Below are 23,610 nucleotides of genomic sequence, written 5' to 3'. Positions count from 1 at the left end.
TTATTTTGGAATTTGAATTTCAATAAAAGCTTTAACAACGGGATTTGCGCGCAAAATACATCCATAAATTAACTGTAAACTATTATACGAAGTAGAATAATTTTCTAATTATTTTTCAGGAATTAATTTTTAGCAAATTATTCATGTTTGAAAGATGGTTAAAAAGTATATTTCAAAAGTATGTTTACTAAAAAAGTTAAGCAGGTTGTTTAGTAGCATCATTCATTTAGTTAAATCTCGAAAGGAGCTGCTAAAAAATGAGTATTCAAAAAAGTGCAGATAGTTCAAGTTTAGCAGAAGTGATTGATTGAATTCTAGACAAAGGAATTGTCATCGATGCTTTTGCTCGAGTATCACTCGTAGGAATTGAAATTTTAACGATTGAAGCAAGAGTCGTTATTGCAAGTGTCGATACGTGGCTTCGCTACGCGGAAGCCGTCGGATTATTAACCGACAAAGTAGAGGAAGAAGGGCTGCCTGGCCGAACAGAGGAGCGAGGTGCAGGGCTTAGCTTTTAAGTCTTTTAATCGTAAGAAAATTCATTAAATAAATAATAATAAGAGAAAAGAGGATGAAACATGTCAACCACTGATAACAATGTGCAAAGTGAAAAACAACAAAATGAGCAGCAAGAAGAAAAAACGCAAAACTCTTTAAATCTTGCTATTTTAGGAGGCGTAGTAGGAGCGGGAATTGGACTTCTTTCAAGTCCTCAAACGAGTAAAAAAGTACTCAGCCGCTTAGGACAATCAGAAATTGTACGTGCGACAGGACAAGAGTTAAGAAGAAACGCACAGGATATTCTAACGCAGCAAGCGATGGGAGCATTAAGACAGACGGCTACAGGCTATCTTGAAAAAGACAATTTAAGCAAGCTGTTGGCACCTAAAAAGAAAAAAGAAGAAACATCAAATGAACAGGGAGATTCGCAGGAAGAAGTCAGCGCAAGCGCAGAAATGGAAACGTCTCAGTACGAAGAGTTAAAAGAAGAAAATAAAAATATGAACGATCAGCTGCAGCGCATTGAAGAGATGCTAAACAAACTCATGGACGCGAAGAAGTAAGATATCCGTCCTGAAGGGGAATTTCATGGATAAAAAAGATGTGGAGAAAGCAGCCTTAAAAGCGGGAAAAAAAATAGTTGAGCACACGCCTGAACCTGTTAAGGAAAAAGTAGAAGAAAAGGTTAAAGAAAAAGCGAAAGAAAAGTTTGTCGAAAAAACCGAAGGGAAACTGCAGGAAAAAGCAAATGAAGCGTCAGAAAAACTGCAGGAAACGAAAGAAAAAAACTCCCAAAAGGTACACGGCAAAGGAGAAGACGCAAAAGAAAAGCTTCAAGACGTCTTATTATCAGTAAAAGATAAGCTTAGCGATGTGAAAGAAGCTGGAGAAAACTTTCAAGAAAAAGTTTCTTCTTCAGACGATGACGATAAAGATAAGTCAAAAAACAAGCGGAAAATAAAAGGCGTAAATCAGATTAAAAAAGCAACGGATATTAAAAGCTCTACTAAGATTAAAAGTTCCACTGATATTAAATCATCTACAGATTTGAAAACAATGGGATCATAACCGAAAGGAGAAATGGGATATGTCTATTCAAAAAAGTACTAATAGTTCAAGTTTAGCAGAAGTAATTGACCGTATTTTAGATAAAGGAATTGTTATTGATGCTTTTGCAAGAGTGTCTGTTGTAGGGATTGAAATTTTAACAATTGAAGCGCGAGTGGTTATTGCCAGTGTTGATACATGGTTACGCTATGCAGAAGCAGTAGGGCTTCTTCGTGACGACGTAGAAGAAAACGGCCTTCCTGAACGTTCAAATGCAAGTGAAGGACAGCCGCGTTTTAGTATTTAATATGAAGTGGTATGGAACCTTCCTTTTTGAGGGTGGTTCCAGCTTTTAGATCTAACTATTGGAGGCTACTAAAAATGGAAATTAAAAAAATTATGCAAGCCGTGAACGACTTTTTCGGTGAACACGTAGCTCCTCCTCATAAAATTACCTCGGTGGAAGCTACTGAAGATGAAGGCTGGAGAGTCATTGTTGAAGTCATTGAAGAACGAGAATATATGAAAAAATACGCCAAAGATGAAATGCTCGGAACGTACGAGTGCTTTTTAAATAAAGAAAAAGAAGTCATTTCATTCAAACGACTCGACGTCAGATATAGAAGCGCCATTGGCATTGAAGCATAAACGATAAGATGGCAGGAGGAACGTAAAAATGACCGTCTTAACAGACAAAAGGAAAAAAGGCAGTGGAGCTTTTATACAAGATGACGAGACAAAAGAGGTTCTTTCAAGAGCGCTGAGCTATTTAAAATCCGGCTATTCCATTCATTTTACAGGTCCTGCCGGCGGAGGCAAAACCTCTTTAGCGCGAGCGCTTGCTAAAAAGAGAAAGCGTCCTGTAATGCTGATGCACGGGAATCACGAGCTCAACAACAAAGATTTAATTGGCGATTTTACGGGATACACGAGCAAAAAAGTGATTGATCAGTATGTTCGTTCTGTTTATAAAAAAGATGAACAAGTGAGTGAAAACTGGCAGGATGGGCGATTGCTTGAAGCTGTAAAAAATGGCTATACGCTGATTTACGACGAATTTACTCGTTCTAAGCCTGCAACGAATAATATCTTTTTATCAATATTAGAAGAAGGCGTGCTGCCCCTGTATGGAGTGAAAATGACCGATCCTTTTGTGCGCGTGCATCCCGATTTCCGCGTCATCTTCACAAGCAATCCAGCTGAGTATGCCGGCGTATATGATACACAAGATGCGCTTCTTGACAGGTTAATTACTATGTTTATCGATTATAAAGACATTGAGAGAGAGACAGCAATTTTAACGGAGAAAACGGACGTAGAAGAAGACGAAGCGCGCACAATTGTAACGCTCGTAGCAAACGTGCGAAACCGCTCTGGAGACGAAAACAGCAGCGGACTTAGCCTGCGAGCTTCGCTTATGATCGCTACCCTTGCCACGCAGCAAGACATTCCTATCGATGGAAATGACGAAGATTTTCAAACGTTATGTATCGACATTTTGCATCATCCGCTTACCAAATGTTTGGATGAAGAAAATGCAAAAAGCAAAGCCGAAAAAATCATTCTAGAAGAATGTAAGAATATAGACACTGAAGAAAAGTAAAGGAGCTTGAAAACATGAGTGAAACAAACGAAACAGGTATTTATATTTTTAGCGCCATTCAAACAGATAAAGACGCAGATTTTGGATCGGTAGAAGTAGAAGGAACAAAAGCTGAAACGTTTTTGATTCGCTACAAAGACGCGGCTATGGTAGCAGCTGAAGTGCCGATGAAAATTTATCATCCTAATCGCCAAAATTTATTAATGCATCAACACGCAGTAGCAGCGATTATGGACAAGAACGATACGGTTATTCCAATCAGCTTTGGGAATGTATTCAAATCAAAAGAAGACGTAAAAGTTCTTTTGGAAAACCTTTATCCGCAGTTTGAAAAGCTGTTTCCAGCGATCAAAGGGAAAATTGAAGTCGGCTTAAAAGTAATTGGGAAAAAAGAATGGCTTGAGAAAAAAGTAAACGAAAATCCTGAACTTGAAAAAGTATCAGCATCCGTAAAAGGAAAATCAGAAGCAGCCGGTTATTATGAGCGTATTCAGCTTGGAGGAATGGCTCAAAAGATGTTTACTTCCCTGCAAAAAGAAGTCAAGACAGATGTGTTTTCTCCGCTTGAAGAAGCAGCGGAAGCAGCAAAAGCAAATGAGCCAACGGGCGAAACGATGCTTTTAAACGCTTCTTTCTTAATTAACCGAGAAGATGAAGCGAAGTTTGATGAAAAAGTGAATGAAGCGCATGAAAACTGGAAAGACAAAGCCGATTTTCATTACAGCGGTCCTTGGCCTGCTTATAATTTTGTGAACATTCGCCTAAAAGTAGAAGAGAAATAACGTGCTTCACAAATTAGTAACCGCACCTATTAACCTTGTAGTGAAAATCGGCGAGAAAGTACAGGAAGAAGCTGATAAACAGCTATATGACCTTCCGACGATTCAGCAAAAACTCATTCAGCTTCAAATGATGTTTGAGCTTGGTGAAATTCCGGAAGAAGCGTTTCAAGAAAAAGAAGATGAATTGTTAATGAGGTACGAAATTGCGAAACGCAGAGAAATTGAACAATGGGAAGAGCTGACAAAAAAAAGAAATGAGGAATCCTAGATGGGAGAATTACTGTATTTATACGGTTTAATTCCAACAAAAGAAGCAGCAGCCAGAGAGCCGTTTCCATCTTATAAAGGGTTTGACGGAGAACATTCACTGTACCCAATAACGATTGATCAGGTGACGGCTGTCGTTTCTAAGCTGGATGCTGACGTCTATTCAGAAGAAGTGATTAAAGAAAAAATGGAGCAGGATATGAGCTGGCTGCAGGAAAAAGCATTTCATCATCACGAAACGGTAGCCGCTTTGTACGAAGAATTTACGATCATTCCATTAAAATTTTGCACCATTTATAAAAGTAAAGAAAGTCTGCAGGCAGCTATTGAGCTTAACAAAGAAAAGCTAGAGAATTCACTGACGCTGCTTCAAGGAAATGAAGAGTGGAACGTGAAGATTTACTGTGATGATACGGAGCTTAAAAAAGGAATCAGCGAAACGAATGAAAGCGTGAAAGCGAAAAAAGAAGAAATTAGTCACTTATCACCAGGAAGACAGTTTTTTGAAAAGAAAAAAATAGATCAGCTGATTGAAAGAGAATTAGAACTTCACAAAAATAACGTATGTGAAGAGATACATGACAAGCTTAAGGAATTATCGCTTTATGACTCTGTTAAAAAGAATTGGAGCAAGGATGTAACGGGCGCAGCTGAACAGATGGCATGGAACAGCGTGTTTCTTCTCCCATCTCTGCAGATCACTAAGTTCGTAAACGAAATAGAAGAGCTTCAGCAAAAGCTTGAAAATAAAGGCTGGAAATTTGAAGTGACGGGACCATGGCCGCCCTATCATTTCTCGAGCTTTGCGTAAAGTGAGGAATTAACATTATGTCTCTTAAACAATCCATGGAGAATAAAGATATTGCTCTTATTGATATTTTAGATGTCATTTTAGATAAAGGAGTCGCCATTAAAGGAGACTTAATCATTTCCATAGCTGGCGTCGATTTAGTGTATTTGGATTTGCGGGTGCTTATTTCTTCGGTTGAAACGCTTGTACAAGCAAAAGAAGGAAATCGCAAACCCATCACTTCTGAACAATTTGATAAACAAAAGGAGGAATTAATGGATGCAACCGGTCAGCCAAGCAAATGGACGAATCCACTTGGATCCTGATCAAGCTGAACAAGGCTTAGCGCAGCTTGTGATGACAGTTATTGAGCTATTGAGGCAAATCGTTGAACGTCATGCCATGAGGCGGGTGGAGGGTGGAACGTTGACGGATGAACAAATTGAAAACTTAGGAATTGCACTAATGAACTTAGAAGAAAAAATGGACGAGTTGAAAGAGGTGTTCGGTCTGGACGCAGAAGATTTAAATATTGATCTTGGACCGCTAGGCAGCCTGCTTTAAGCGGTCAGTAGGAGGAACAGTATGGCAGTCGAACATAATATGCAGTCAAGTACGATTGTAGATGTGCTCGAAAAGATTTTGGATAAAGGAGTCGTTATAGCGGGGGACATCACCGTAGGAATTGCAGATGTCGAGCTATTAACGATAAAGATCCGCTTGATTGTGGCTTCGGTTGATAAAGCAAAAGAAATCGGCATGGACTGGTGGGAAAATGATCCGTATCTCAGTTCAAAAGGAGCCAATAGTAAAGCGCTCGAAGAAGAAAATAAAATGCTGCATGAGCGGTTAAAAACGCTTGAAGAAAAAATAGAAACAGAACGTTAAAAACTGTACGCTACTTAAAAAATGGAGGGATTTACAATGGCAACTGAAACTAAATTAAATAACGAACAGGTAGAAAACAAGGAAAACAAAAACAAGGAAAACGGTTCAAAAGAAAAGACCGATTCAAAAGCAAGCAAAACAACAAGCAGCGGGCCAATCAAACGAGCGGTAGCAGGAGGCATCATCGGTGCAACGATTGGATATGTATCGACTCCTGAAAATCGAAAAAGTCTTCTTGACCGCATTGATACAGACGAATTAAAAAGCAAAGCATCCGATTTAGGAACAAAGGTAAAAGAAAAATCAAAAAGCAGCGTGGCCAGCCTGAAAACATCTGCGGGAAGCTTGTTTAAAAAAGATAAAGATAAATCAAAAGATGATGAAGAAAACGGAAATTCTTCTAGTAGCGAAACAGAAGACGATAACGTTCAAGAGTACGACGAGTTAAAAGAAGAAAATCAAACTCTTCAAGACCGTTTATCACAGCTTGAAGAAAAAATGAACATGCTTGTTGAGCTTAGCCTCAATAAAAATCAAGACGAAGAAGCGGAAGATACAGATTCTGACGAAGAAGAGAACGATGAGAACGATGAAAACGAGCAGGACGATGAAAACGAAGAAGAAACATCTAAGCCTCGTAAAAAGAATAAAAAAGAAGCTGAGCAAGAAGAGGAAGAAGAAAGTGAAAGTGAAAGTGACGAAGACAGCGAGGAAGAAGAGGAAGATTCTCGTTCAAACAAAAAAAATAAAAAAGTAAAAACAGAAGAAGATGAAGAAGAGGAAAGCGAAGAAGAAAAAAAGGAAGCGAAACCAAAAAAGTCAACAGCTAAAAAATCAAAAAATACAAAAGTAAAGAAAAACACGGATGAAGAAGATGATGACGCAACATCTCTTTCTAGTGAAGACGATACAACAGCCTAAGACGTAAAGGAGGAAAGAAATACATGAGTACAGGCCCTTCTTTTTCAACTAAAGACAATACGCTTGAATACTTTGTGAAAGCTTCTAATAAACACGGCTTTTCACTTGATATTTCATTAAATGTAAACGGAGCTGTGATTTCCGGTACCATGATTTCAGCAAAAGAATACTTTGATTACTTAAGCGAAACGTTTGAAGAAGGCAGTGAAGTGGCTCAGGCGCTAAGCGAACAATTCTCTTTAGCAAGCGAAGCGAGCGAATCAAACGGAGAAGCAGAAGCACATTTTATTCATTTGAAAAATACAAAGATCTACTGTGGAGACAGTAAGTCTACTCCTTCAAAAGGAAAGATCTTTTGGAGAGGAAAAATAGCAGAAGTAGACGGGTTCTTCTTAGGGAAGATTTCTGATGCAAAATCAACGAGTAAAAAGAGTTCATAAAAAACGGCGGGGTGATTGCCCCGCCGTTTTTTAGTGATGTGATGAGATGTGCAGCTTCTTTTTTCGATACATGAGCGGAGTCATCTTCATTTCTTTTCGAAACTGATTAATAAAATAGCTTGTACTATTAAACCCTACTTGATAAGCGACGTCCGTCACATTTGCTTCTGCTTGCTGCAGCATAACTAAGCTTTGCTGAATTCGATAGTTTAATACATAGGTCAAAGGCGATTTTTTTAACATTTTCTTAAAATATCGACAGCATTCAGACCGGCTCAATTGACCGGCTTTGGCAATGTCATCGAGCGTGATTTTTTCAGCAAAGTGCAAATGAATCCAATTGAGCATTTGCTTCATCCGCTGATTTTTGATCATTTCTTTTTCATTGTATTTTAGCTGCAACCCGTTAAGAATTACATTTTTCCACAGTATGCTGAGTTCAGAGGCAATCTCTATTTCATAGTGATGCAGCTGCTTATGAATCCATGTGTATATCTTATGTATAGACTCTAACACGTTATTACCCCACGCTTGCTTTGGACTGATGAATAAATGTGATAGATTCGTTGCATGAATGTAGGGATAAACGTAATTTGTAAAAAGCTCTTGCGGCACAAGAAAATGAGGAGAAACATTTAAACAAATGTATACGCAGCCGGATTTGTGTATGTCTTCGGTCATATGAAGACATCCGCTGTTAATAAACAGTCCGTAGCCTTGTTTTACAGTAACTGTTTTTTCATTTATTTGAAAAGACGCATCACCTTTTATAACCAACACAAATTGAAGTTCATCATGCCAGTGAAGAGGGATGTAGCCGTTTATGTGATCGCTGATCGTCGTTTGATAACATGCTACTGGCAGTTCAACGGTGCGATGGGTCGTTAGCTCTTTTAAGTTTTTATCAATTTTAAAATGGGCTGCTGGCACACACAGTCACCTCAATATATTTATATTTTTAAATGCAATATGCGTATTTTCTGCCCCGTTTTTCACTTATTATAACACTATTCTTATAATAAAAGTGAGGGATGAAAGATGAACAATCTCAGCAGAAAAAAAGGGTTCTTCTTTGTAATAACTGGAGCTATATGTTGGGGGATGGGAGGAACGGTTGCTCAAAAGCTTTTTCAAGAATTTGAAATCAGTGTAGACTGGCTTGTTTCAGTACGGCTGCTCACTGCGGGTTTTTTGCTGCTAATGATTTCATGTATAAAAAGGAATCATTCTCACGTATTTGGAGTATGGAAGAACCGAAAGTCAGCTTTTCAGCTCGTCGTTTTTGCCATAGTTGGTATGCTCGCTGTTCAGTATACGTATATGGCTTCTATTAAGCATGGAAATGCAGCAGTAGCTACGCTGCTGCAGTATTTATCACCGGTGATGATTATCATTTATTTGCTTTTGCGCAAGCAGTCTATATTTACGCGACAAGACGTCATCACTGTTCTGCTGGCACTGGGGGGCTGCTTTTTTTATTAACAAACGGCTCTATTTCTCAGCTGTCTGTGCCTGTATCTGCCGTTGTTTGGGGAGTGCTGTCAGGTGTAGCAGCAGCATTTTATACGCTGTATGCCGTCCCGCTGATCAAAAAGTACAGTTCGCTTGTTATCGTTGGCTGGTCAATGGTAATTGGGGGAAGCGTAATGAGCTTTATTCATCCGCCTTGGGAAGCGTCAAGCTTATCACCAATAACCTGCGGATATATTTTATTTGTCATTATTTTTGGCACGATGCTTGCTTTTTGGTTTTACGTAGAAAGCTTGCAAAGTCTTTTACCTAAAGAAACGAGTTTACTCGGAAGTTTAGAACCTTTAGCCGCTGTTATTACAACCGTTGTTTGGCTGAAAGAGCCTTTTGGTTTTTATCAATGGATTGGCACAGCTTGTATTATTGGATTAGTTCTACTACTCACACGAACGAAACAAGCATCTTCTGAGACGACACTTTCAGTATAAATGGGGGTTTGCTAAAAGGAGAAGCAAACCAATGTCACTTTGCCACCGAATCTGTGGACACTCGTTTGACTTTTAAAATCTTTACATATTGAATAAACACTCTTTCTTTTGTAGAGACATTTAATTTAGCAAGTCTTGATGCGTCGTCTCGGTTTTTAGCAGCTTCTACTACAAAAGTTCCTTTGATTTTGGCTTCATCTTTTAGAACGGAATAATGTATTTCAAATTGTTTTGTTTTCGTTTTCTCCATGGTGATAAACTCCTTTGCCTGATAAATTAATGTATTGCTATGAAATAAGCTTTGATAAAAAGGAAGAAAAGAACGTAACATATACTACTAAATCAAATGCAAAGCGGCAGTGACTTTTATCACACCACAACCTAGTATTTCATCTTTTTACCAAAAAAGATAGGGTGTTTTACCGCCGCTGCTTGCAAAATTTTTTATTCTTTCTGCTTGACCTAGAGTTAACTCTATGGTTTATCTTGTAGTAGTATTATTTCAAGGAGGGGCTTTACATGAAGTATCATACAATTGCTAATACTGACTTACACGTATCAAATTTAATTATGGGAAACATGCGTTTAACAGAGCTTTCTTTACAAGAAGCAGAGAAGCTAATCCGCACAGCGATGGAAGAAGAAATTAACTTTTTTGATCATGCTGATATTTACGGTCCTGATTATGTAGGACAATGCGAAGAATATTTTGCAAACGCTATACAAATGAACCCAAGTCTTCGTGAAAAAATGGTGATTCAAAGCAAATGCGGCATTAACGCAGCGGAAAATTACTATGACTTTTCAAAGAAGCATATCATAGACTCTGTTAACGGCAGCTTAGAGCGTTTAAAAACAGATTACTTAGATCTTTTATTACTGCATCGTCCAGATCCACTAATGGACCCTGAAGAAGTAGCAGAAGCATTTAATGAGCTTCAAAGCAGCGGAAAGGTACGTCACTTTGGTGTATCGAATCACAACCCAGCGCAAATTCAGCTGCTTGAAAAATATATTAACCAAAAGCTTGTCGTAAACCAAGTGCAGTTCAGCATCGCACATACGCCAATCATTGATTCTGGTATTTCGTTAAACATGGGAATTGATCAAGCTGTCAACCGCGACAGCAGCGTGCTTGAATATTGCCGTTTAAACGATATCACGCTTCAAGCATGGTCGCCGTTCCAAAACGGATTTTTTGAAGGTCCTTTCCTAGGTGATAAAGAGAAATTTGGAAAGCTAAACGAAGTAATTGATCGCATCGCAAGTAAATATAGCGTGACGAATACAGCGATTGCCGTTGCGTGGATTACAACGCATCCTGCAAATATTCAAGTAGTACTTGGTACGACAAATATTCAGCGTATGAAAGATGCAAGCAAAGGTTCAGAAATCAAGTTAACACGCCAAGAATGGTACGATATTTATAAAGCCGCTGGCAATATGGTGCCTTAAGCGCTTTAGTCTCTAAAATAAAACAGGTAACTCCGTTCGAACATGGAACGGAGTTACCTGCGTTTTACGTTAAGAACTACTGGTTAAGCTAGAAAAAGATTTAGCAGCAGCTCAATTATTTTTGTGACGCCAAAACCTAATAAAAAGGCAATAAAACCGCCGATTACAATGGTAAGCATCATGTGAGCAGTATTCATCGTATCATCCTTTCTGATTTGAATGTATGTTGCTGCTTGTACAAAAAACCTGCAGCATAAAGAGCGCAATAAAGAAGACTCTAAAAGAATAAATCCTCGAGATAACTGGAGGTCAAGACAAACTCATCATGTTTTTCTGAGAAGTTTAATTGTAGGAGGAAGCAGTATGACGTATACCATTTCACAAGTTGCGAAGAAATTGAACGTGACAATTTATACCATTCGCTATTATGATAAAGAAGGGCTTTTTCCATTTTTAGATCGTACAGCGTCAGGAAATCGTATTTTTAAAGAACAAGATATTGAATGGATTGATTTAATTTGCTGTTTAAAAAGCACGGGTATGCAAATCAAGGATATTCGAACGCTTATTGAAAACTGTACGCTTGAGAATGCCGTGCTTGATAAAAGTCTTCAAATGCTGATGGATCACAAAAAAGCAGTGCTAAAAGAAATTGAAGAAATTCATCACAAGCTTGAGACGATTGATTATAAAATCAAGCACCTGCCGGAAATGTACGAGCGAATTGTTAATAAGCCTTCAAACTAAACAAAAAAGGAAGCGTAAAAATGATCGAAAAAGTAGTACCTCTCACTGCAGAGAATATGCAGCAGTGCATTGACTTGTATCTGAATGTATTTACAAAAAAGCCTTGGAATGAACCATGGACGGAAGAATCAGCTAAAGAAAGGCTGACTGATCTACTGAACACGCCTAAATTTATAGGCTATTTATTTTATGACCAAGGAGAGTTGATTGGAATGATTGCAGGTCACGCGAAAAAATCATACAGCGGTATGACCTTTTACGTGGCCGAGCTTTGCGTCAGTGCAAGCGTGCAAGGAAAAGGATATGGTTCAGCTATCTTAAGCCGGTTTGAGAACGAACTTCAAAGACACGATATCAACAGCTTGTATCTCTTAACGGCGACTGGAGGAGCTGCACAGGCTTTTTATGAAAGAAACGGCTATACTGTAAATGATCAGCGGGTCGTCTTGAAAAAATCGTTTGTATAATTTTTTACATAAAGCGGGAAGAGAGTTGCAGAGGGACTCTCTTTTTAATTAATCTTTTTATCTATTAATATGTAGAAGAAAGGGAAGTATGAAAAGGGAAAATAAGGTAATGAGGAGAAACAGACAAGAAGCTGCAGATTAAAAAAATCTATTTTTTTTATAATGGTTAGTCTTATTATTACCTGGTTCATAAGCACGCTTAAAAACAGTGCCCATTATGTGGACACTGCTTTTTCATAATAAAGTGGAAAGCTAGCTTTTGGTAAAAAAATTAGTGGAAATGAAGCCGTTCATCATTATTTCTAATGATTAGCAACCGCCAAATCCTCCCCAGCAAGCACAGCCGATGATGATTAATAAAATGAATAATACGATGATTAAAGCAAAGCCACTGCCAAATCCGCAGCCGCCACCGCCGTAACCGTAACCGCCATAACCACAGCCACCATAGAAGCCCATATAGTTCACCTCCAAGTTCTGAGTACATTTTTAACATATGCCTGAAATGCAAAAGTGCTCCAAAAATATCCAATGATTTCAATGAAAACAAAAAAAGATAAGAAAATAAGATGGACACGGTACTTTTTTTCACTTTCTACATAGGATGAATCATCCCAAGATCTCATATATGAGCCCCCATGTTATAACGACGCAGGCTAATACAACTTCCTCCTTAGCCTGCGTACATAATGAAGTAGAAGCCGAAGAATTTTTTCTTCGGCTTCTTATTTTTTACTATGAAATAAACACGTTAATACTTTCCCTAGACCATTCTAAGTCAGGATCCGCTCCTTTTTGTATGTATTAGGTACTAAAGAGAAATCCAAGCTCATTTTCATATAAACCTAGTCATTTGCTTTTTTTCGTAATTCTTTTCCCTTATTTTCAGTATAACCAAGATATTTGCCCAAGACAGCGAATAGGTAAATGCATATTCTTGGGTGAAAGCAAAAAACAAAAAAACGGAGGTTTCTCTTATGAATTCAGAAATGCATTTTTTACCTACTATGTATTCTCAAGATCATCATCAACTTCAACACGCAGATGAAAGGTTTATTGGCAGACCGTTTGGCTTTGGCAGACCGTTTGGTTTCGGACGCCCGTTTGGTTTTGGCTTTGGCAGACCATTCGGCTTCGGCTTTGGAGGCCCATTTTTAGGAGGATTAGCAGGAGGGTTAGTAGCCGGTTCACTATTATCACCATATGGCTATGGTGGCTACGGTTACGGTGGTTATCCTTATGGTGGATATGGCGGTTACGGATATGGCTTCGGCGGCTGCTGTTAAACATAAATAAAAGAAAAAAACTTCAAAATAAGTGTTTCTTATCGTCATTCTTTTCTGTAAAGAAATTTGTTTTTAAACCATAAGGTTTTCTATCCACCCGCAGTTAATCAGAACGTGCACCCCCTCTCATATAAAAAACCACCTGGTGATTTTTCTAGGTGGTTTTTGCGTGAAGTTTTTATTTTTCATACAGTGAAGAAACAAAAAACTTTACTCACTTACTGCATGCCTGTGTCCAAAGCAGAAGGTAACGATAATAACCTTCTTACCATTCTCAAAAAACTTAGCTCACGTACTTTCATCCTGCTAGGTGCAAAAATTAGCTTATATTGGGCATAATACAGAGAGAAAAGGAGGCATTTGTATGGATTTACTATCTGGGAAACCTTATTGGCAGACAACTGTAGCGAAGCCGCCTGTATACCCAGTTCTAGAGGAAGATATTGAATGCGATGTTCTTATTATTGGAGGAGGAAGTTCAGGTGCACAATGTGCCTACTATTTATGTAAGCAAGGGCTTGATGTTGTGGTTGTTGATAAACGTAAAGCAGGGCATGGAAGTACAATTGTAAATACCTCTCTTATTCAATATTTAGGAGATAAATTGTTTTACGAATTAGTCAACACGTTTGGAGAAGAAAAAACAGTCCGTCATTATAAACTGTGCGAACAGGCCATTACAGATATTGAGAAAGCAGCTAAAAAGCTTCCGATTGATGCAGAATTTATAAGAAGAGATAGCTTGTATTATGCAAGTTATGAAGAAGATATCACGAAGATAAATAAAGACTACTTTTATATGCAAAAGCATGGATTTGAAGCTGAAATCTTATCAGAAGAACAAATTGAAAAAGACTATGGATTTAAAAAACGCATGGCCATGCTTATTAAAAATGATGCAGAGCTAAATCCTTACAGCTTTACGCTCGGTCTGTTAGAGTATGGAAAACAGTATGGGGTTCGGATTTTTGAAGAAACAGAAATTGTCGGTCAAAAGTTAGAAAAAAATGAAGCTGTATTTTTCACTAAAAATAAATCGCAAATTAAAGCTAAATATGCCATTATGGCAGGAGGCTATGAAAATCAAGAATTTAAGAGAGAGAAAAAAGCTGTACTCACAAGTTCCTATGCTATCGTTACGACTCCTGTAAAGGATTTTAAAGGATGGAAAAACCGAAATTTAATTTGGGAAACCGCTCGACCGTATATTTACATGAGAACAACTTCCGATAATCGGGTCATTATAGGCGGTCTTGATGAAAGCACGATTGTGCCGCAAGAACGTGATGCCAAACTCGTTCATAAAAGAGACAAACTTTTAAAAGAGTTCAATAAGCTTTTTCCTCATCTTCAAGTCGAAGCTGATTATTACATAAGCGCTTATTACGGAGGCACTCATGACGGGCTTCCCCTTATCGGAATATATGACGAAATGCCTAACTGTTACTTTCTAAGCGGATATGGAGATAACGGAACGGTGTATAATATGGTGCTAGCTAAAATCATAGCAGAACATATCACGACGAAGAAAAGCAGTGATTTAGAACTTTACATTCAAACAAGAAAAGTTTAATATGTGAGAAAATGGAAGGTTTTTTAAAAAAAGCCTTCTTTTTTTACATATATTTCTTGAAGTAGAGGAGAGACGTAATATGATAGAGGGTCACGCTATTTATTTACGCCCACTAACTGTCAGCGATGCGCATGACAGCCTTCGGTTGCAAAATGACAATCGCGACTTTTTTGAACAGTTTTCTATGATTCGAGAGCCTTCTTTTTATACATTGGAAAGCCAAGTAGAAAAAATTCAGCTTCACGAAGAGAATAGGAAAAACGATCAAGAATACTATTTTGGTCTTTTTCAAAAAGAGAATAATAAATTAATTGGTACTATTAGTCTTTTTCAAGTGATGCGTGGATCTTTACAAAGCGCGTTTATCGGCTATTTTCTAGATCAGCATCATAATGGAAAAGGATACGCAACAGAAGCCGTTAAAGCGCTTGTTTGCTATGCGTTTGAAGAGTTGCATCTTCACCGCATTGAAGCGGGCGTCATGCCACGTAATGTGCCTTCTCAGCGCGTATTAGAAAAAGCGGGGTTTCATAGGGAAGGAATTGCTAGAAAAAATGTAAATATCAACGGTGTATGGGAAGACCATCAAGTCTTGGCTATCCTTAACCCTAATGATGAAATAGAAGAAATAAACGAGTTCTTAAAATTTTGATATACGTTTGTACATTTAAAATTTATAATGAGAATAAGAGAATAGAACAGTCTATATTTAAATAGTAGGTGACTAAGGTAATGGAAGAGAGGAACATCAATGAAAAAGCCGTTTGGGATGTATTGCAGATGGCCAGCGAAGTAGTCGGAAGCAGGACGCTGTTTGTAGGGATTTTCGACGAACAATTTTCAGTTATGAAAGCCTTTAATAAAGAAGGGGGAAGCCTTGTAGAAGATGGACTGACGCTGCCGTTAGAGCTTGCGGTATGCAACTTAGTCACGTGTGATGAACCCCTTGTTATTCCCAATACAAAACGCGATGTTAGAACGTCTAATTTAGCCATCATTGATGGTGCCCGGGTAGGTTCTTATTTAGGAACACCTATTGTGCTAGAAGACGGGAGAATGTTTGGTACCTTATGCGCGGTCGATCCGGATCCTTATCAGTTTAGCGAAAGTGAAATTCAAGGGTTAAACCGGCTGGCTGGTATTTTGTCTCACATTATTTATAAACATCAAGCGGCTGTTTTGCCGAAAATTGAAGAGAAAATTCTACAGCTTGATAAACTAGCGCTCGTAGGGCAGCTAGCAGCAGGGTTAGCACATGAGATTCGAAACCCGATGCAGTCGGTGCGCGGCTTTATTCAATTTTTATTTAATGAAAATGAGCAGGCAGAGCCTTTTCAAAAAATTGTTCTTGATGAACTGGATCGTATGAATGAACTTATTAACAACTTCTTGCTTGTCACGCAGCCAACAGCGCCCAAAAAAGAAATCGTATCGATTGTAGAAGTTATTCATGATACCGTTGCTTTCTTGAAAAGTGAAGCTGCGCTGTATAATGTCGAAATGAACGTAAGAATAGAAGGAGCCATTCCACTTGTATCAATCGACCCTGCTCAAATGAGACAAGTGTTTATGAATCTTTTGAAAAACGCCATTGAAGCAATGGAGAAAAAGAAACGCGGCGAAGTAAATCTTATTATCAAAGAATGGGAAGATTGTGCTCTTATTGACATTCAAGATACCGGTTCTGGGATTCCGCTATCCATTATTAATAAAGTAGGAAATCCATTTTTCTCAACAAAAGATGGAACAGGCATGGGGTTAGGGCTTTCTATTTGTAAAACGATCATCAACGAACATAATGGTACGCTTGCGATTGAGAGTGATGAGAACGGGACAGTAGTGACGGTGAAGCTGCCTTTGACGCTTTAAGATAAAACAAAAAAGAAAGGAGAGTAAGCACTCATCCTTTCTTTTTTGCTGACCTTTTTAATATGCTGAACTGTCTTCAATCCAGTATTCATAGTCTTCCGCATCTTTTTTATTTAGCTTTTTGCCGTTTATGTAAATTTTGTCCCACTCGTAAATTTGTTTATCCAAATAAACGTTAAACACAATGCGCACATGCTCTTTTTCTGTATAATCGTAGCCCGTAAATTGTACAACGTGATGACGGCCTTCTTTTTTAATATAGGTCCATTTTGGATGATCGTTGTACGTTTCAAGCGTAATTGCTTCGTCGCCGTAGCGAACTACATCTTTAATATTCGTTTTTGTTGGTAAAAGTGATAATCCCGCTCCGACTCCAAAAGTAATCACAAGCGCTAAGATGCTTAAACCAATAGCAATTCCGATGTGAGTGCCGCCTTTTATTTGCAAATAAGCTTCTTTCCGCTGCTCTGGCTGAGCTTCGGCTCGAGCTAACACGTTTTTAACGTGCTTATAATACCAGCGGTTGGCACATAGCCCTGTAATAAGTGAAGCACCGCCGAACACAATTGCATCGGACCACTCTGGTATGTCTACAAAGCACAAAAGGGAAAACCAAATTACTTCAATAAGCGTTAAAATAAAAAAGTGCTTATACATTTTTCGGTATGCAAACCAAGCGCTTGTCAGAAAAAAGGCTGCCCAGTTCCACGTGTTGCTTTTAGCTGGATTAGCTGTTTTTCCCCACTTCAAATCATAATAGGACGTATTTGTTCGAACTACTTTATGCTCTTCTTCAAAAGAAACGAGTTCATTTACTGCTTGTTCTTCCATTTAAAACACCTTTCATTGGTTATAATCTATCATCTAAAATGACTCTATTATTATACATTATTTCTAGTATTTTTCTATTCTTCCTTAAATTATTTTTAAAGTAAGAATATTTGTGCTATGGGTTTTTCAACAAGAAGTTTCATAAAAAAGAATAATATGGTAGATTTGAAGAAAAAGGAGCTGCTTGAGCATGAATCATTTAAAGAAAGCCCTGCACCAATCGTGGTCAATTCATTCAAGCACAAAGTGGACGGCCGACAATCCTGCCAAAGGACAGTGCGGAGTGACAGCTCTTGTCGTTCAAGATATCAAAGGAGGAGATATTTTAAAAACTCCGTGTAAAGAAGGCTGGCATTTCTATAATCAGCTCAACGAACAGCGCTATGATTTTACACAAGAACAATTTCGTGAGCCTCTCCATTATGCAGACATTTTGTCCAGTCGGGAAGAAGCGTTTATGGATACGAATGAGGAGCAATATGAGGCTTTAAAGAAAAACGTAATGACCCATTTTGTACATAAAAATTCCCTTTAGAAAGGAACACATAAATGAAAAGTATTCAGTATTCCATTGTTGATGTATTTGCACAGAGAAAATATACGGGAAATCAGCTCGCAGTTTTTAAAGACGCCGGAAGCCTTTCAGACAAAGAGATGCAGCAAATGGCTAAAGAAATTAATTTCTCTGAAACGACGTTTATTACGTCGGCTTCTCCACAAAAAGGAGAATATGACGTACGGATTTTTACGCCTACTGAAGAAGTGCCATTTGCAGGCCATCCGACGCTTGGTACCGCTTATGTTATCCGAGAAGAACTAGAAGAAAAAGATACAGAGGAGCTTACTCTTCATTATAAAGCAGGTCCTACGCCTGTTACATATGATGAACAAAAAGATGTGCTGTGGATGACACAAGGTCAGCCGACGTTTGGGAAAGTGTTAGATAAAAAGCAGGTGGCGGACGTGTTAAACCTTGATGAAGCTTATATCGATATGCGTTTTCCCGTTCAAGAAGTATCCACCGGTCTGCCGGTCATCCTTGTCCCGTTAACATCATTAGAAGCAGCTAAAGAGATAAATGTAGACAAAGAAAAATATTTCAAGCTGATAGAAAACACTGAAGCAAAAGCAATTATGGTCTTTTCACCGGAAACCTATCACGAAGATCATCACGTAAACGCGCGAGATTTTGCGGACTATTACGGCGTTCCAGAAGATGCAGCAACCGGCAGCGCCAACGGCTGTTTGGCAGCATATTTAGTTAAATACGGTTATTTTAATCAGCAAACCATTGACATATGTGTAGAACAAGGATACGAAATAGGAAGACCTTCACTGCTGTATGTAAAAGCTAGTTATGACGGAGAAACTTTTCACATTAAAGTAGGCGGAAAAGTAGAGATGATTGCGCGCGGTGAATGGATTTTGTAACAAGCTGTTCATCTGCTGTTCACAATGAGTCTCTACCCTAATAAAAACGCAATATGAACACGGCGTTTGGTTACACTAGTAAACAGATAGAAAGTGAAAGAATAAATGATGGCGGCCAAAAGGCCGCCATTTTAAATGGTTCATAAAAGGAGTGGTAGAAAAAATGATTCACATTTTACTGGCGGATGACGATGAGCATATGCGGCAATTAGTTCGTCACTATTTGCAGCTTGAAGGCTATATGGTGCATGAAGCAAAAGACGGAGAGGAAGCTTCGGGTCTGCTTGCTAAGCAGCACATTCATTTAGCCGTTGTCGATATTATGATGCCTCATAAAGATGGATATGAAGTTTGCGAAGAAATACGCAACTATTATGATTTTCCCATTATTTTATTAACAGCAAAAGATCAGCTCGAAGACAAAGAAAAAGGCTTTTTAGCAGGAACGGATGACTATGTGACAAAGCCGTTTGAACCAAAAGAATTGATTTTCCGAATTAAAGCACTGCTTCGCCGGTACGAAGTGGTAAATGAAAAAATGATCGTGCTGAACAACACCTCTATCGACCGAAAAAGCTATGAAGTGCACTGTAGCGGGCGACTGTTCATTCTTCCAATGAAAGAATTTGAGTTATTAGCTCAGCTTGCGAGCTATCCAGGAAGGATTTTCACAAGAGAAGAATTAATTCATCTGATATGGGGAGCGGATTTTAACGGAGATAACCGCACAATTGATGTACACGTAAAAAGGCTGCGCGAAAGGTTTGAACATACCGATGATTTTGTCATTACGACGGTTCGAGGAGTCGGCTATAAGCTTGAGGTGACGGCAAAATGAAGACGCTCTATTTGCGGATTGTCCTGACGACCATTGCTGTAATGGTATTTAGCAGTCTCCTCGCGTTTATTTTAGCAAACGTTTATTATCAGTACAGCTTAAAACCGTATAACGATCAAAAGCTTACGCGTATGGCAAAAGACATTGCGAGCTTTTACGAAAGCAATAGGGGCGTGGATCAACAAGCTTATTTACAGCATATTAGTAAACTGGGCTATCAAATATATGTGGTGGACAGGAGCGGACATGAGACGTTTTACGGACGGAAATTTAGAAATCAGCGCTTAGAAAAGAGTGCCGTCAAACAAGTTCTAGACGGGAAAATGTATCACGGAATTGCAAACTTTCCTTCACAGGTGTTTGTGACGGGTTTTTTTGATAATGTGTTAGCCAATACCATCGGCGTACCGTTAAAAGGAGAAAGTAACAAGCAGCAAGCGCTGTTTATTCGCCCTGATATTCAGCTGCAGTTTGGGGAAATGCGCATTTTTTTCTCGGTCATTTTACTGCTGATGATTGTATTAAGTATTTTATTTGTACTTATTAGTACGCGTTATTTAGTAAAACCAATCGTCAAGCTGACGGAAGCAACAAAGCAAGTGGCAAAAGGAAAATACAACGTTGAGCTGTACGTAAAGCGCCGAGACGAAATCGGCGCGCTTGCTTCACATTTTTCCGAAATGGCTAAAAGTTTAGAGCAGCTTGAAGAGATGCGCCAAGAATTTGTATCGAACGTGTCACATGAAATTCAGTCTCCGCTGGCGTCCATTCAAGGATTTTCAAAAACGCTCCGTTCTGCCCATCTTTCTGATGAACAAAGAAATGAGTATCTGACTATTATTGAAGAAGAAAGCAGGCGGATGTCATCGCTCAGCAAACAGCTGCTTACGCTTGCTTCACTTGATAAAGAAAGTGAGCATATCGACAAAAGGACGTTTGACGTTGCAGCTCAAATCAAGCAAGTGCTGTTTATGACGGAGTGGAGCTGGCGTGAAAAAGAATTAGCCATTGAAATGGATCTTCCTTCCACGATGATTTCAGGCGATCAAAAACTGCTTCATCAAGTGTGGACAAACCTTATTACAAACAGCGTAAAGTTCACAGAAGAAGGAGGGACGCTGTCTCTTCGCGTTCGTATGGAAGACACGTATTGCCACGTAGAATTTCAAGATACGGGAATCGGCATGTCAAAAGAAAGCCTCCCGCATATTTTCAATCGTTTTTACAAAGAAGATAAAGCAAGAAGTCGGACGGAAGGAAGCAGCGGTCTTGGTTTAGCGATTGTAAAACAAATTGTCGAAATGCACGGAGGTTCCATTCACGTTGAAAGCGAAAAAGGAAAAGGCAGCACCTTTCACGTCTATCTTCCGAAAATGTAATGAGCCGTTCATCTTCCATTCATTTTCTATTTTTATACTTTAAATAGAATTAAAAAAGGAGATGAAAGAAAGATGTTTTTGGCTTTACGTGAATTAAAACATGCGAAGCTGCGCTATTTACTCATTGGCGTGATTATGGTGTTAATTGTATGGCTTGTGCTTTTTGTATCAGGCTTAGCGAAGGGGCTTTCCTCTGACAATGCTTCAGCTGTTCAAGAAATGAAAGGTAACTACGTTGCGCTTCAAAAAGAAGCGGATCAGCGCCTGACGCGCTCTGTTTTATCTATAAACAAAACAGAAGATATTCAACAACTAAGCGGCCAAAAAAATGCTGAGCCGCTTGGTGTGATGATGACAGCCGTTATAAATGAAGAAAAAGAGAAAAAAATAGACGCCTCGTTTTTTGCCATAAGCACAAGCGGCTTTTTAGCTCCGAACATAACGGAAGGGAAGATGATTACGGACGATGCGAAACATGAAGCCGTGGCGGACTCTTCGCTAAAAGAAGAAGGAGTAAAGCTGGGTGATACGATAAAAGATACGGCTTCAGGAAAAAGCTTTAGGATTGTTGGTTTTACAAAAAATCAGTCGTTTAGTCACGCGCCTGTTATTCATATTAATCTTACAGAGTGGAAGACAATTGAAAGCACAGGTGCGTTTAATGCAGTCGTATTGAATATGAACAGCCAGCAAGCACAGACTCTTCAAAAAAAAGAAGCTGAAATCGATGTAATCAGTAAGGATGAAGCGTTAAAAGGAATTCCGGGTTATCAAGAAGAACAGGGCTCACTTTTAATGATGGTCGCGTTTCTGTTTATCATTGGAGCTTTTGTCTTAGCCGTTTTCTTCTACGTGATGACGCTTCAAAAAATGAATCAGTTTGGCGTGTTAAAAGCGATAGGAGCAAAAACAAGCTATTTAGCGCGAACGATTTTATCTCAAGTGGTTGTGTTAACTTTATGCAGTCTTGCTATTAGTATTGGATTGACATACGGAGTAGCTGCTATATTGCCGGATTTGATGCCATTTCACTTGGATTTATCGCTAATCGCAGGCTGTTCGGCGCTGTTTATAGCTGTTTCTGTACTGAGTTCATTATTGTCGCTGTATCGCGTAGCAAAAGTAGATGCGGTTGAAGCGATTGGGAGAGCTGTGTAATGAGTGAAGAAAAATTAGTTTTAGAGAGTGTTAGCAAGTCGTTTGGAGACGGAGAAAACGCTGTAGTCGTGTTAAATGACCTATCGCTGCGTGTGAAAGCTGGAGAGCTTGTGGCTATAGTCGGGCCTTCTGGTTCTGGGAAAAGTACCTTTTTATCTATTGCAGGGGCGCTGCTTTCACCGTCTAGCGGACGTGTAATTATTGACGGAGACGAGATTAATAAAATGTCTCCATCACAAATGAACAGTATTCGTCTGAAGAAAATCGGCTTTATCTTTCAATCAGCTAATTTAATCCCGTATTTAACGGTTCGCGATCAGCTTCTTCTTGTCACGGAACTAGAGGGAAATCGAAATCAAGAAGCAAAAAAAAGAGCGGATGATCTGCTTGAAAAGCTAGGACTTGCTCATCGAAAACATCACTACCCTGAAAGTCTATCCGGCGGAGAACGTCAGCGGGTAGCGATTGCAAGAGCGTGGATGAATAACCCTGAAATTATCTTTGCAGACGAGCCTACGGCAAGCTTGGATTCAGAGCGAGGAAGAGCAGTCGTGCAAATGCTCGCAGATGAAGTAAAGCTAAGGGGCAAATCAGCTGTAATGGTTACCCATGACCAAAGAATGCTGGATTTATGCGATCGCGTTGTGTGGATGGAAGATGGGAAATTAGTAGAATCAAATAGCGTGCAAGTCTAAAAAAGTGCTGCTCTTGACAAGAGCAGCACTTTTTTGCGTTCTTCATCATGTGCATATTTGTCGTCTCGGTTTGACGCCTCCATACGTTCACTCCTTTATTAGTAAATCAGTTAGGTATTCATATTCCATTTTATTAAAAAGCGTGTAGTGAAAATAAAGCAATGCTATTTAGAAAGTAAGAAACAGGAGATAACGGAACAATGAAGAAATAGTAAAAAGGTGATGAAATGATGAGGAAATGGAAAACAGTCGCGTTTGGACTTCTCATGGCAAGCTTTACAGGATGTTCAAGCAGTGGAGTTCTTGAAGAATCTCCGCCAAAAGCGTATCTCGAAGCAAGCAACCATCTTTATGAAACAAAAGTTGGCACTTACTGCTGGGAAAGCACGTGTGTGGATAAAGCAGGCCCTTTAGAATTGTTAAAAACAGAACAGCCGATTAAAGTAAAAGCAAATGAATCGCTATCGCTTGTTATCAAGTATAAGCGTCAGCCCAACGAAAAGCATATGGCACAAATACAAAACAGCCATGAAGTGGAAATACCACTGAAGAAAAATAAGCTGAAAGCACCTTCTGAAGCAGGCACGTACTACTACTCATATTCAGTGTGGTGGATGGATGAAAGTCAACAAAATGTATCTAATGGAGATGCATCGTACGCGTTTGTATTGGAAGTGAAATAAG

General features: G+C 38.9%; 32 protein-coding genes and 1 pseudogene. 29 read left to right on the top strand and 4 right to left on the bottom strand.

The annotated features are described in order from the left end of the window. The first annotated feature begins 311 nt into the window (after positions 1-311). From gvpJ (ACO1DI_RS01290) to gvpU, 14 genes are all read left to right on the top strand, one after another. The gene (gvpJ, locus tag ACO1DI_RS01290) at positions 312-518 is read left to right on the top strand and encodes a gas vesicle protein GvpJ (protein ID WP_423145240.1); all 207 of its coding nucleotides are present in this window, start codon (positions 312-314) and stop codon (positions 516-518) included. Between the two features lie 60 nt (positions 519-578). After that, positions 579-1,064, top strand: a complete 486-nt coding sequence (gvpT, locus tag ACO1DI_RS01285) for a GvpT/GvpP family gas vesicle accessory protein (protein ID WP_208733212.1) — start codon at positions 579-581, stop codon at positions 1,062-1,064. Positions 1,065-1,089: 25 nt separating this feature from the next. Beyond that, complete coding sequence (gene gvpQ, locus ACO1DI_RS01280) at positions 1,090-1,569, top strand: gas vesicle protein GvpQ (RefSeq protein ID WP_208733214.1); 480 nt, start codon at positions 1,090-1,092, stop codon at positions 1,567-1,569. 19 nt (positions 1,570-1,588) lie between these two features. Beyond that, the gene (gvpJ, locus tag ACO1DI_RS01275; RefSeq protein WP_226555226.1) at positions 1,589-1,855 is read left to right on the top strand and encodes a gas vesicle structural protein GvpA; all 267 of its coding nucleotides are present in this window, start codon (positions 1,589-1,591) and stop codon (positions 1,853-1,855) included. Positions 1,856-1,929: 74 nt separating this feature from the next. Next, positions 1,930-2,196, top strand: a complete 267-nt coding sequence (gene gvpO / locus ACO1DI_RS01270; RefSeq protein WP_013057996.1) for a gas vesicle protein GvpO — start codon at positions 1,930-1,932, stop codon at positions 2,194-2,196. Positions 2,197-2,224: 28 nt separating this feature from the next. After that, entirely contained in the window at positions 2,225-3,151 is a 927-nt protein-coding gene (gvpN, locus tag ACO1DI_RS01265; protein WP_140451323.1) for a gas vesicle protein GvpN, read from the top strand. A 14-nt stretch (positions 3,152-3,165) separates the two neighbouring features. After that, a complete protein-coding gene (locus tag ACO1DI_RS01260) occupies positions 3,166-3,933 on the top strand; it encodes a GvpL/GvpF family gas vesicle protein (RefSeq protein WP_221784081.1) in 768 nt (255 codons plus the stop codon). A gap of 1 nt (position 3,934) precedes the next feature. Next, positions 3,935-4,201, top strand: a complete 267-nt coding sequence (locus tag ACO1DI_RS01255; protein WP_013084016.1) for a gas vesicle protein GvpG — start codon at positions 3,935-3,937, stop codon at positions 4,199-4,201. Beyond that, a complete protein-coding gene (locus ACO1DI_RS01250; RefSeq protein ID WP_115654390.1) occupies positions 4,202-5,011 on the top strand; it encodes a GvpL/GvpF family gas vesicle protein in 810 nt (269 codons plus the stop codon). A 17-nt stretch (positions 5,012-5,028) separates the two neighbouring features. Then, positions 5,029-5,316: a gas vesicle protein gene (locus ACO1DI_RS01245; protein ID WP_013057991.1), complete on the top strand. Its 288-nt coding sequence runs from the start codon at positions 5,029-5,031 to the stop codon at positions 5,314-5,316. Then, entirely contained in the window at positions 5,270-5,554 is a 285-nt protein-coding gene (locus tag ACO1DI_RS01240; RefSeq protein WP_013057990.1) for a gas vesicle protein K, read from the top strand. The genes ACO1DI_RS01245 and ACO1DI_RS01240 overlap by 47 nt, the downstream gene beginning before the upstream one ends. A 21-nt stretch (positions 5,555-5,575) precedes the next feature. Then, positions 5,576-5,878, top strand: coding sequence for a gas vesicle protein (gvpJ, locus tag ACO1DI_RS01235; protein WP_028414528.1), 303 nt, complete (start codon positions 5,576-5,578; stop codon positions 5,876-5,878). A gap of 36 nt (positions 5,879-5,914) precedes the next feature. Then, entirely contained in the window at positions 5,915-6,799 is an 885-nt protein-coding gene (gene gvpT, locus ACO1DI_RS01230) for a GvpT/GvpP family gas vesicle accessory protein (RefSeq protein WP_423144983.1), read from the top strand. 23 nt (positions 6,800-6,822) lie between these two features. Next, positions 6,823-7,239, top strand: coding sequence for a gas vesicle accessory protein GvpU (gene gvpU / locus ACO1DI_RS01225; RefSeq protein ID WP_013057987.1), 417 nt, complete (start codon positions 6,823-6,825; stop codon positions 7,237-7,239). A 30-nt stretch (positions 7,240-7,269) separates the two neighbouring features. Here the strand turns inward: gvpU and ACO1DI_RS01220 are convergent, their stop codons facing one another. Next, on the bottom strand, positions 7,270-8,169 hold the full coding sequence (locus ACO1DI_RS01220) for an AraC family transcriptional regulator (protein ID WP_140451326.1): 900 nt from the start codon (positions 8,167-8,169) through the stop codon (positions 7,270-7,272). Between the two features lie 108 nt (positions 8,170-8,277). On the opposite strand from ACO1DI_RS01220, the pseudogene ACO1DI_RS01215 reads away from it, so the two are divergent. Beyond that, a pseudogene (locus ACO1DI_RS01215) lies at positions 8,278-9,197 on the top strand (DMT family transporter). 34 nt (positions 9,198-9,231) lie between these two features. Here the strand turns inward: ACO1DI_RS01215 and ACO1DI_RS01210 are convergent. After that, positions 9,232-9,447 (bottom strand): hypothetical protein, encoded by a 216-nt coding sequence (locus ACO1DI_RS01210; RefSeq protein ID WP_014459209.1) that lies wholly within the window; start codon positions 9,445-9,447, stop codon positions 9,232-9,234. A gap of 269 nt (positions 9,448-9,716) precedes the next feature. Here ACO1DI_RS01210 and ACO1DI_RS01205 point away from each other — a divergent pair, with 269 nt between their 5' ends. The 3 genes from ACO1DI_RS01205 (at position 9,717) to ACO1DI_RS01195 (ending at position 11,866) form a co-directional block, all read left to right on the top strand. Further along, complete coding sequence (locus ACO1DI_RS01205; RefSeq protein ID WP_014459210.1) at positions 9,717-10,652, top strand: aldo/keto reductase; 936 nt, start codon at positions 9,717-9,719, stop codon at positions 10,650-10,652. A gap of 363 nt (positions 10,653-11,015) precedes the next feature. Continuing rightward, positions 11,016-11,399, top strand: a complete 384-nt coding sequence (locus tag ACO1DI_RS01200) for a MerR family transcriptional regulator (RefSeq protein WP_014459212.1) — start codon at positions 11,016-11,018, stop codon at positions 11,397-11,399. Positions 11,400-11,419: 20 nt separating this feature from the next. Next, positions 11,420-11,866 (top strand): GNAT family N-acetyltransferase, encoded by a 447-nt coding sequence (locus ACO1DI_RS01195; RefSeq protein WP_423144982.1) that lies wholly within the window; start codon positions 11,420-11,422, stop codon positions 11,864-11,866. Positions 11,867-12,175: 309 nt separating this feature from the next. Here the strand turns inward: ACO1DI_RS01195 and yjcZ are convergent, their stop codons facing one another. After that, a complete protein-coding gene (yjcZ, locus tag ACO1DI_RS01190; RefSeq protein WP_014459214.1) occupies positions 12,176-12,325 on the bottom strand; it encodes a sporulation protein YjcZ in 150 nt (49 codons plus the stop codon). Positions 12,326-12,843: 518 nt separating this feature from the next. Between yjcZ and ACO1DI_RS01185 the strand changes: the two genes are divergently transcribed. The 4 genes from ACO1DI_RS01185 (at position 12,844) to ACO1DI_RS01170 (ending at position 16,594) form a co-directional block, all read left to right on the top strand. Continuing rightward, on the top strand, positions 12,844-13,152 hold the full coding sequence (locus ACO1DI_RS01185; RefSeq protein ID WP_226701384.1) for a hypothetical protein: 309 nt from the start codon (positions 12,844-12,846) through the stop codon (positions 13,150-13,152). 364 nt (positions 13,153-13,516) lie between these two features. Continuing rightward, the gene (locus ACO1DI_RS01180; RefSeq protein WP_014459216.1) at positions 13,517-14,725 is read left to right on the top strand and encodes an NAD(P)/FAD-dependent oxidoreductase; all 1,209 of its coding nucleotides are present in this window, start codon (positions 13,517-13,519) and stop codon (positions 14,723-14,725) included. A gap of 79 nt (positions 14,726-14,804) precedes the next feature. Continuing rightward, positions 14,805-15,377, top strand: coding sequence for a GNAT family N-acetyltransferase (locus ACO1DI_RS01175; RefSeq protein WP_208733222.1), 573 nt, complete (start codon positions 14,805-14,807; stop codon positions 15,375-15,377). An 80-nt stretch (positions 15,378-15,457) separates the two neighbouring features. After that, complete coding sequence (locus ACO1DI_RS01170) at positions 15,458-16,594, top strand: GAF domain-containing sensor histidine kinase (RefSeq protein ID WP_014459218.1); 1,137 nt, start codon at positions 15,458-15,460, stop codon at positions 16,592-16,594. 57 nt (positions 16,595-16,651) lie between these two features. Here ACO1DI_RS01170 and ACO1DI_RS01165 read toward each other — a convergent pair whose 3' ends face one another. Next, entirely contained in the window at positions 16,652-17,425 is a 774-nt protein-coding gene (locus ACO1DI_RS01165) for a DUF2628 domain-containing protein (protein ID WP_014459219.1), read from the bottom strand. 190 nt (positions 17,426-17,615) lie between these two features. On the opposite strand from ACO1DI_RS01165, the gene ACO1DI_RS01160 reads away from it, so the two are divergent. The 7 genes from ACO1DI_RS01160 to ACO1DI_RS01130 all read left to right on the top strand — a co-directional run bounded on the left by ACO1DI_RS01160 (position 17,616) and on the right by ACO1DI_RS01130 (position 23,609). Continuing rightward, positions 17,616-17,960: a YunG family protein gene (locus tag ACO1DI_RS01160; protein WP_115654383.1), complete on the top strand. Its 345-nt coding sequence runs from the start codon at positions 17,616-17,618 to the stop codon at positions 17,958-17,960. A gap of 14 nt (positions 17,961-17,974) precedes the next feature. Further along, positions 17,975-18,856, top strand: a complete 882-nt coding sequence (locus tag ACO1DI_RS01155; protein WP_243549525.1) for a PhzF family phenazine biosynthesis protein — start codon at positions 17,975-17,977, stop codon at positions 18,854-18,856. Positions 18,857-19,019: 163 nt separating this feature from the next. After that, entirely contained in the window at positions 19,020-19,694 is a 675-nt protein-coding gene (locus ACO1DI_RS01150) for a response regulator transcription factor (RefSeq protein ID WP_243549524.1), read from the top strand. Then, a complete protein-coding gene (locus ACO1DI_RS01145; protein ID WP_014459223.1) occupies positions 19,691-21,073 on the top strand; it encodes a sensor histidine kinase in 1,383 nt (460 codons plus the stop codon). Before ACO1DI_RS01150 ends, ACO1DI_RS01145 begins: the two co-directional genes overlap by 4 nt. Positions 21,074-21,145: 72 nt before the next feature. Continuing rightward, positions 21,146-22,231, top strand: coding sequence for an ABC transporter permease (locus tag ACO1DI_RS01140; protein WP_423144981.1), 1,086 nt, complete (start codon positions 21,146-21,148; stop codon positions 22,229-22,231). Then, a complete protein-coding gene (locus ACO1DI_RS01135) occupies positions 22,231-22,926 on the top strand; it encodes an ABC transporter ATP-binding protein (RefSeq protein ID WP_140451336.1) in 696 nt (231 codons plus the stop codon). The genes ACO1DI_RS01140 and ACO1DI_RS01135 overlap by 1 nt, the downstream gene beginning before the upstream one ends. Positions 22,927-23,156: 230 nt before the next feature. Further along, the gene (locus ACO1DI_RS01130; RefSeq protein ID WP_423144980.1) at positions 23,157-23,609 is read left to right on the top strand and encodes a hypothetical protein; all 453 of its coding nucleotides are present in this window, start codon (positions 23,157-23,159) and stop codon (positions 23,607-23,609) included. Position 23,610 lies beyond the last annotated feature (1 nt).

This window comes from Priestia sp. 40 (assembly GCF_049368575.1).
Lineage (GTDB): Bacteria > Bacillota > Bacilli > Bacillales > Bacillaceae_H > Priestia > Priestia zanthoxyli.
The sequence above is the reverse complement of the archived record's forward strand: the minus strand, read 5'-3'. Positions and strand labels throughout refer to the sequence as shown.

Bases quoted from the DNA above. Each gene is read 5' to 3' on its own strand.
- gvpN (WP_140451323.1), top strand. From the start codon at position 2,225: ATGACCGTCTTAACAGACAAAAGGAAAAAAGGCAGTGGAGCTTTTATA.
- ACO1DI_RS01195 (WP_423144982.1), top strand. From the start codon at position 11,420: ATGATCGAAAAAGTAGTACCTCTCACTGCAGAGAATATGCAGCAGTGC.
- ACO1DI_RS01160 (WP_115654383.1), top strand. From the start codon at position 17,616: ATGAATCATTTAAAGAAAGCCCTGCACCAATCGTGGTCAATTCATTCA.
- ACO1DI_RS01205 (WP_014459210.1), top strand. From the start codon at position 9,717: ATGAAGTATCATACAATTGCTAATACTGACTTACACGTATCAAATTTA.
- yjcZ (WP_014459214.1), bottom strand. From the start codon at position 12,325: ATGGGCTTCTATGGTGGCTGTGGTTATGGCGGTTACGGTTACGGCGGT.
- gvpQ (WP_208733214.1), top strand. From the start codon at position 1,090: ATGGATAAAAAAGATGTGGAGAAAGCAGCCTTAAAAGCGGGAAAAAAA.
- gvpJ (WP_226555226.1), top strand. From the start codon at position 1,589: ATGTCTATTCAAAAAAGTACTAATAGTTCAAGTTTAGCAGAAGTAATT.
- gvpU (WP_013057987.1), top strand. From the start codon at position 6,823: ATGAGTACAGGCCCTTCTTTTTCAACTAAAGACAATACGCTTGAATAC.
- ACO1DI_RS01260 (WP_221784081.1), top strand. From the start codon at position 3,166: ATGAGTGAAACAAACGAAACAGGTATTTATATTTTTAGCGCCATTCAA.
- ACO1DI_RS01135 (WP_140451336.1), top strand. From the start codon at position 22,231: ATGAGTGAAGAAAAATTAGTTTTAGAGAGTGTTAGCAAGTCGTTTGGA.
- ACO1DI_RS01170 (WP_014459218.1), top strand. From the start codon at position 15,458: ATGGAAGAGAGGAACATCAATGAAAAAGCCGTTTGGGATGTATTGCAG.
- ACO1DI_RS01210 (WP_014459209.1), bottom strand. From the start codon at position 9,447: ATGGAGAAAACGAAAACAAAACAATTTGAAATACATTATTCCGTTCTA.
- ACO1DI_RS01185 (WP_226701384.1), top strand. From the start codon at position 12,844: ATGAATTCAGAAATGCATTTTTTACCTACTATGTATTCTCAAGATCAT.
- gvpJ (WP_028414528.1), top strand. From the start codon at position 5,576: ATGGCAGTCGAACATAATATGCAGTCAAGTACGATTGTAGATGTGCTC.
- ACO1DI_RS01245 (WP_013057991.1), top strand. From the start codon at position 5,029: ATGTCTCTTAAACAATCCATGGAGAATAAAGATATTGCTCTTATTGAT.
- ACO1DI_RS01130 (WP_423144980.1), top strand. From the start codon at position 23,157: ATGAGGAAATGGAAAACAGTCGCGTTTGGACTTCTCATGGCAAGCTTT.
- gvpT (WP_423144983.1), top strand. From the start codon at position 5,915: ATGGCAACTGAAACTAAATTAAATAACGAACAGGTAGAAAACAAGGAA.
- ACO1DI_RS01145 (WP_014459223.1), top strand. From the start codon at position 19,691: ATGAAGACGCTCTATTTGCGGATTGTCCTGACGACCATTGCTGTAATG.
- gvpT (WP_208733212.1), top strand. From the start codon at position 579: ATGTCAACCACTGATAACAATGTGCAAAGTGAAAAACAACAAAATGAG.
- ACO1DI_RS01150 (WP_243549524.1), top strand. From the start codon at position 19,020: ATGATTCACATTTTACTGGCGGATGACGATGAGCATATGCGGCAATTA.
- ACO1DI_RS01165 (WP_014459219.1), bottom strand. From the start codon at position 17,425: ATGGAAGAACAAGCAGTAAATGAACTCGTTTCTTTTGAAGAAGAGCAT.
- gvpO (WP_013057996.1), top strand. From the start codon at position 1,930: ATGGAAATTAAAAAAATTATGCAAGCCGTGAACGACTTTTTCGGTGAA.
- ACO1DI_RS01175 (WP_208733222.1), top strand. From the start codon at position 14,805: ATGATAGAGGGTCACGCTATTTATTTACGCCCACTAACTGTCAGCGAT.
- ACO1DI_RS01250 (WP_115654390.1), top strand. From the start codon at position 4,202: ATGGGAGAATTACTGTATTTATACGGTTTAATTCCAACAAAAGAAGCA.
- ACO1DI_RS01240 (WP_013057990.1), top strand. From the start codon at position 5,270: ATGCAACCGGTCAGCCAAGCAAATGGACGAATCCACTTGGATCCTGAT.
- ACO1DI_RS01155 (WP_243549525.1), top strand. From the start codon at position 17,975: ATGAAAAGTATTCAGTATTCCATTGTTGATGTATTTGCACAGAGAAAA.
- ACO1DI_RS01140 (WP_423144981.1), top strand. From the start codon at position 21,146: ATGTTTTTGGCTTTACGTGAATTAAAACATGCGAAGCTGCGCTATTTA.
- ACO1DI_RS01180 (WP_014459216.1), top strand. From the start codon at position 13,517: ATGGATTTACTATCTGGGAAACCTTATTGGCAGACAACTGTAGCGAAG.
- ACO1DI_RS01200 (WP_014459212.1), top strand. From the start codon at position 11,016: ATGACGTATACCATTTCACAAGTTGCGAAGAAATTGAACGTGACAATT.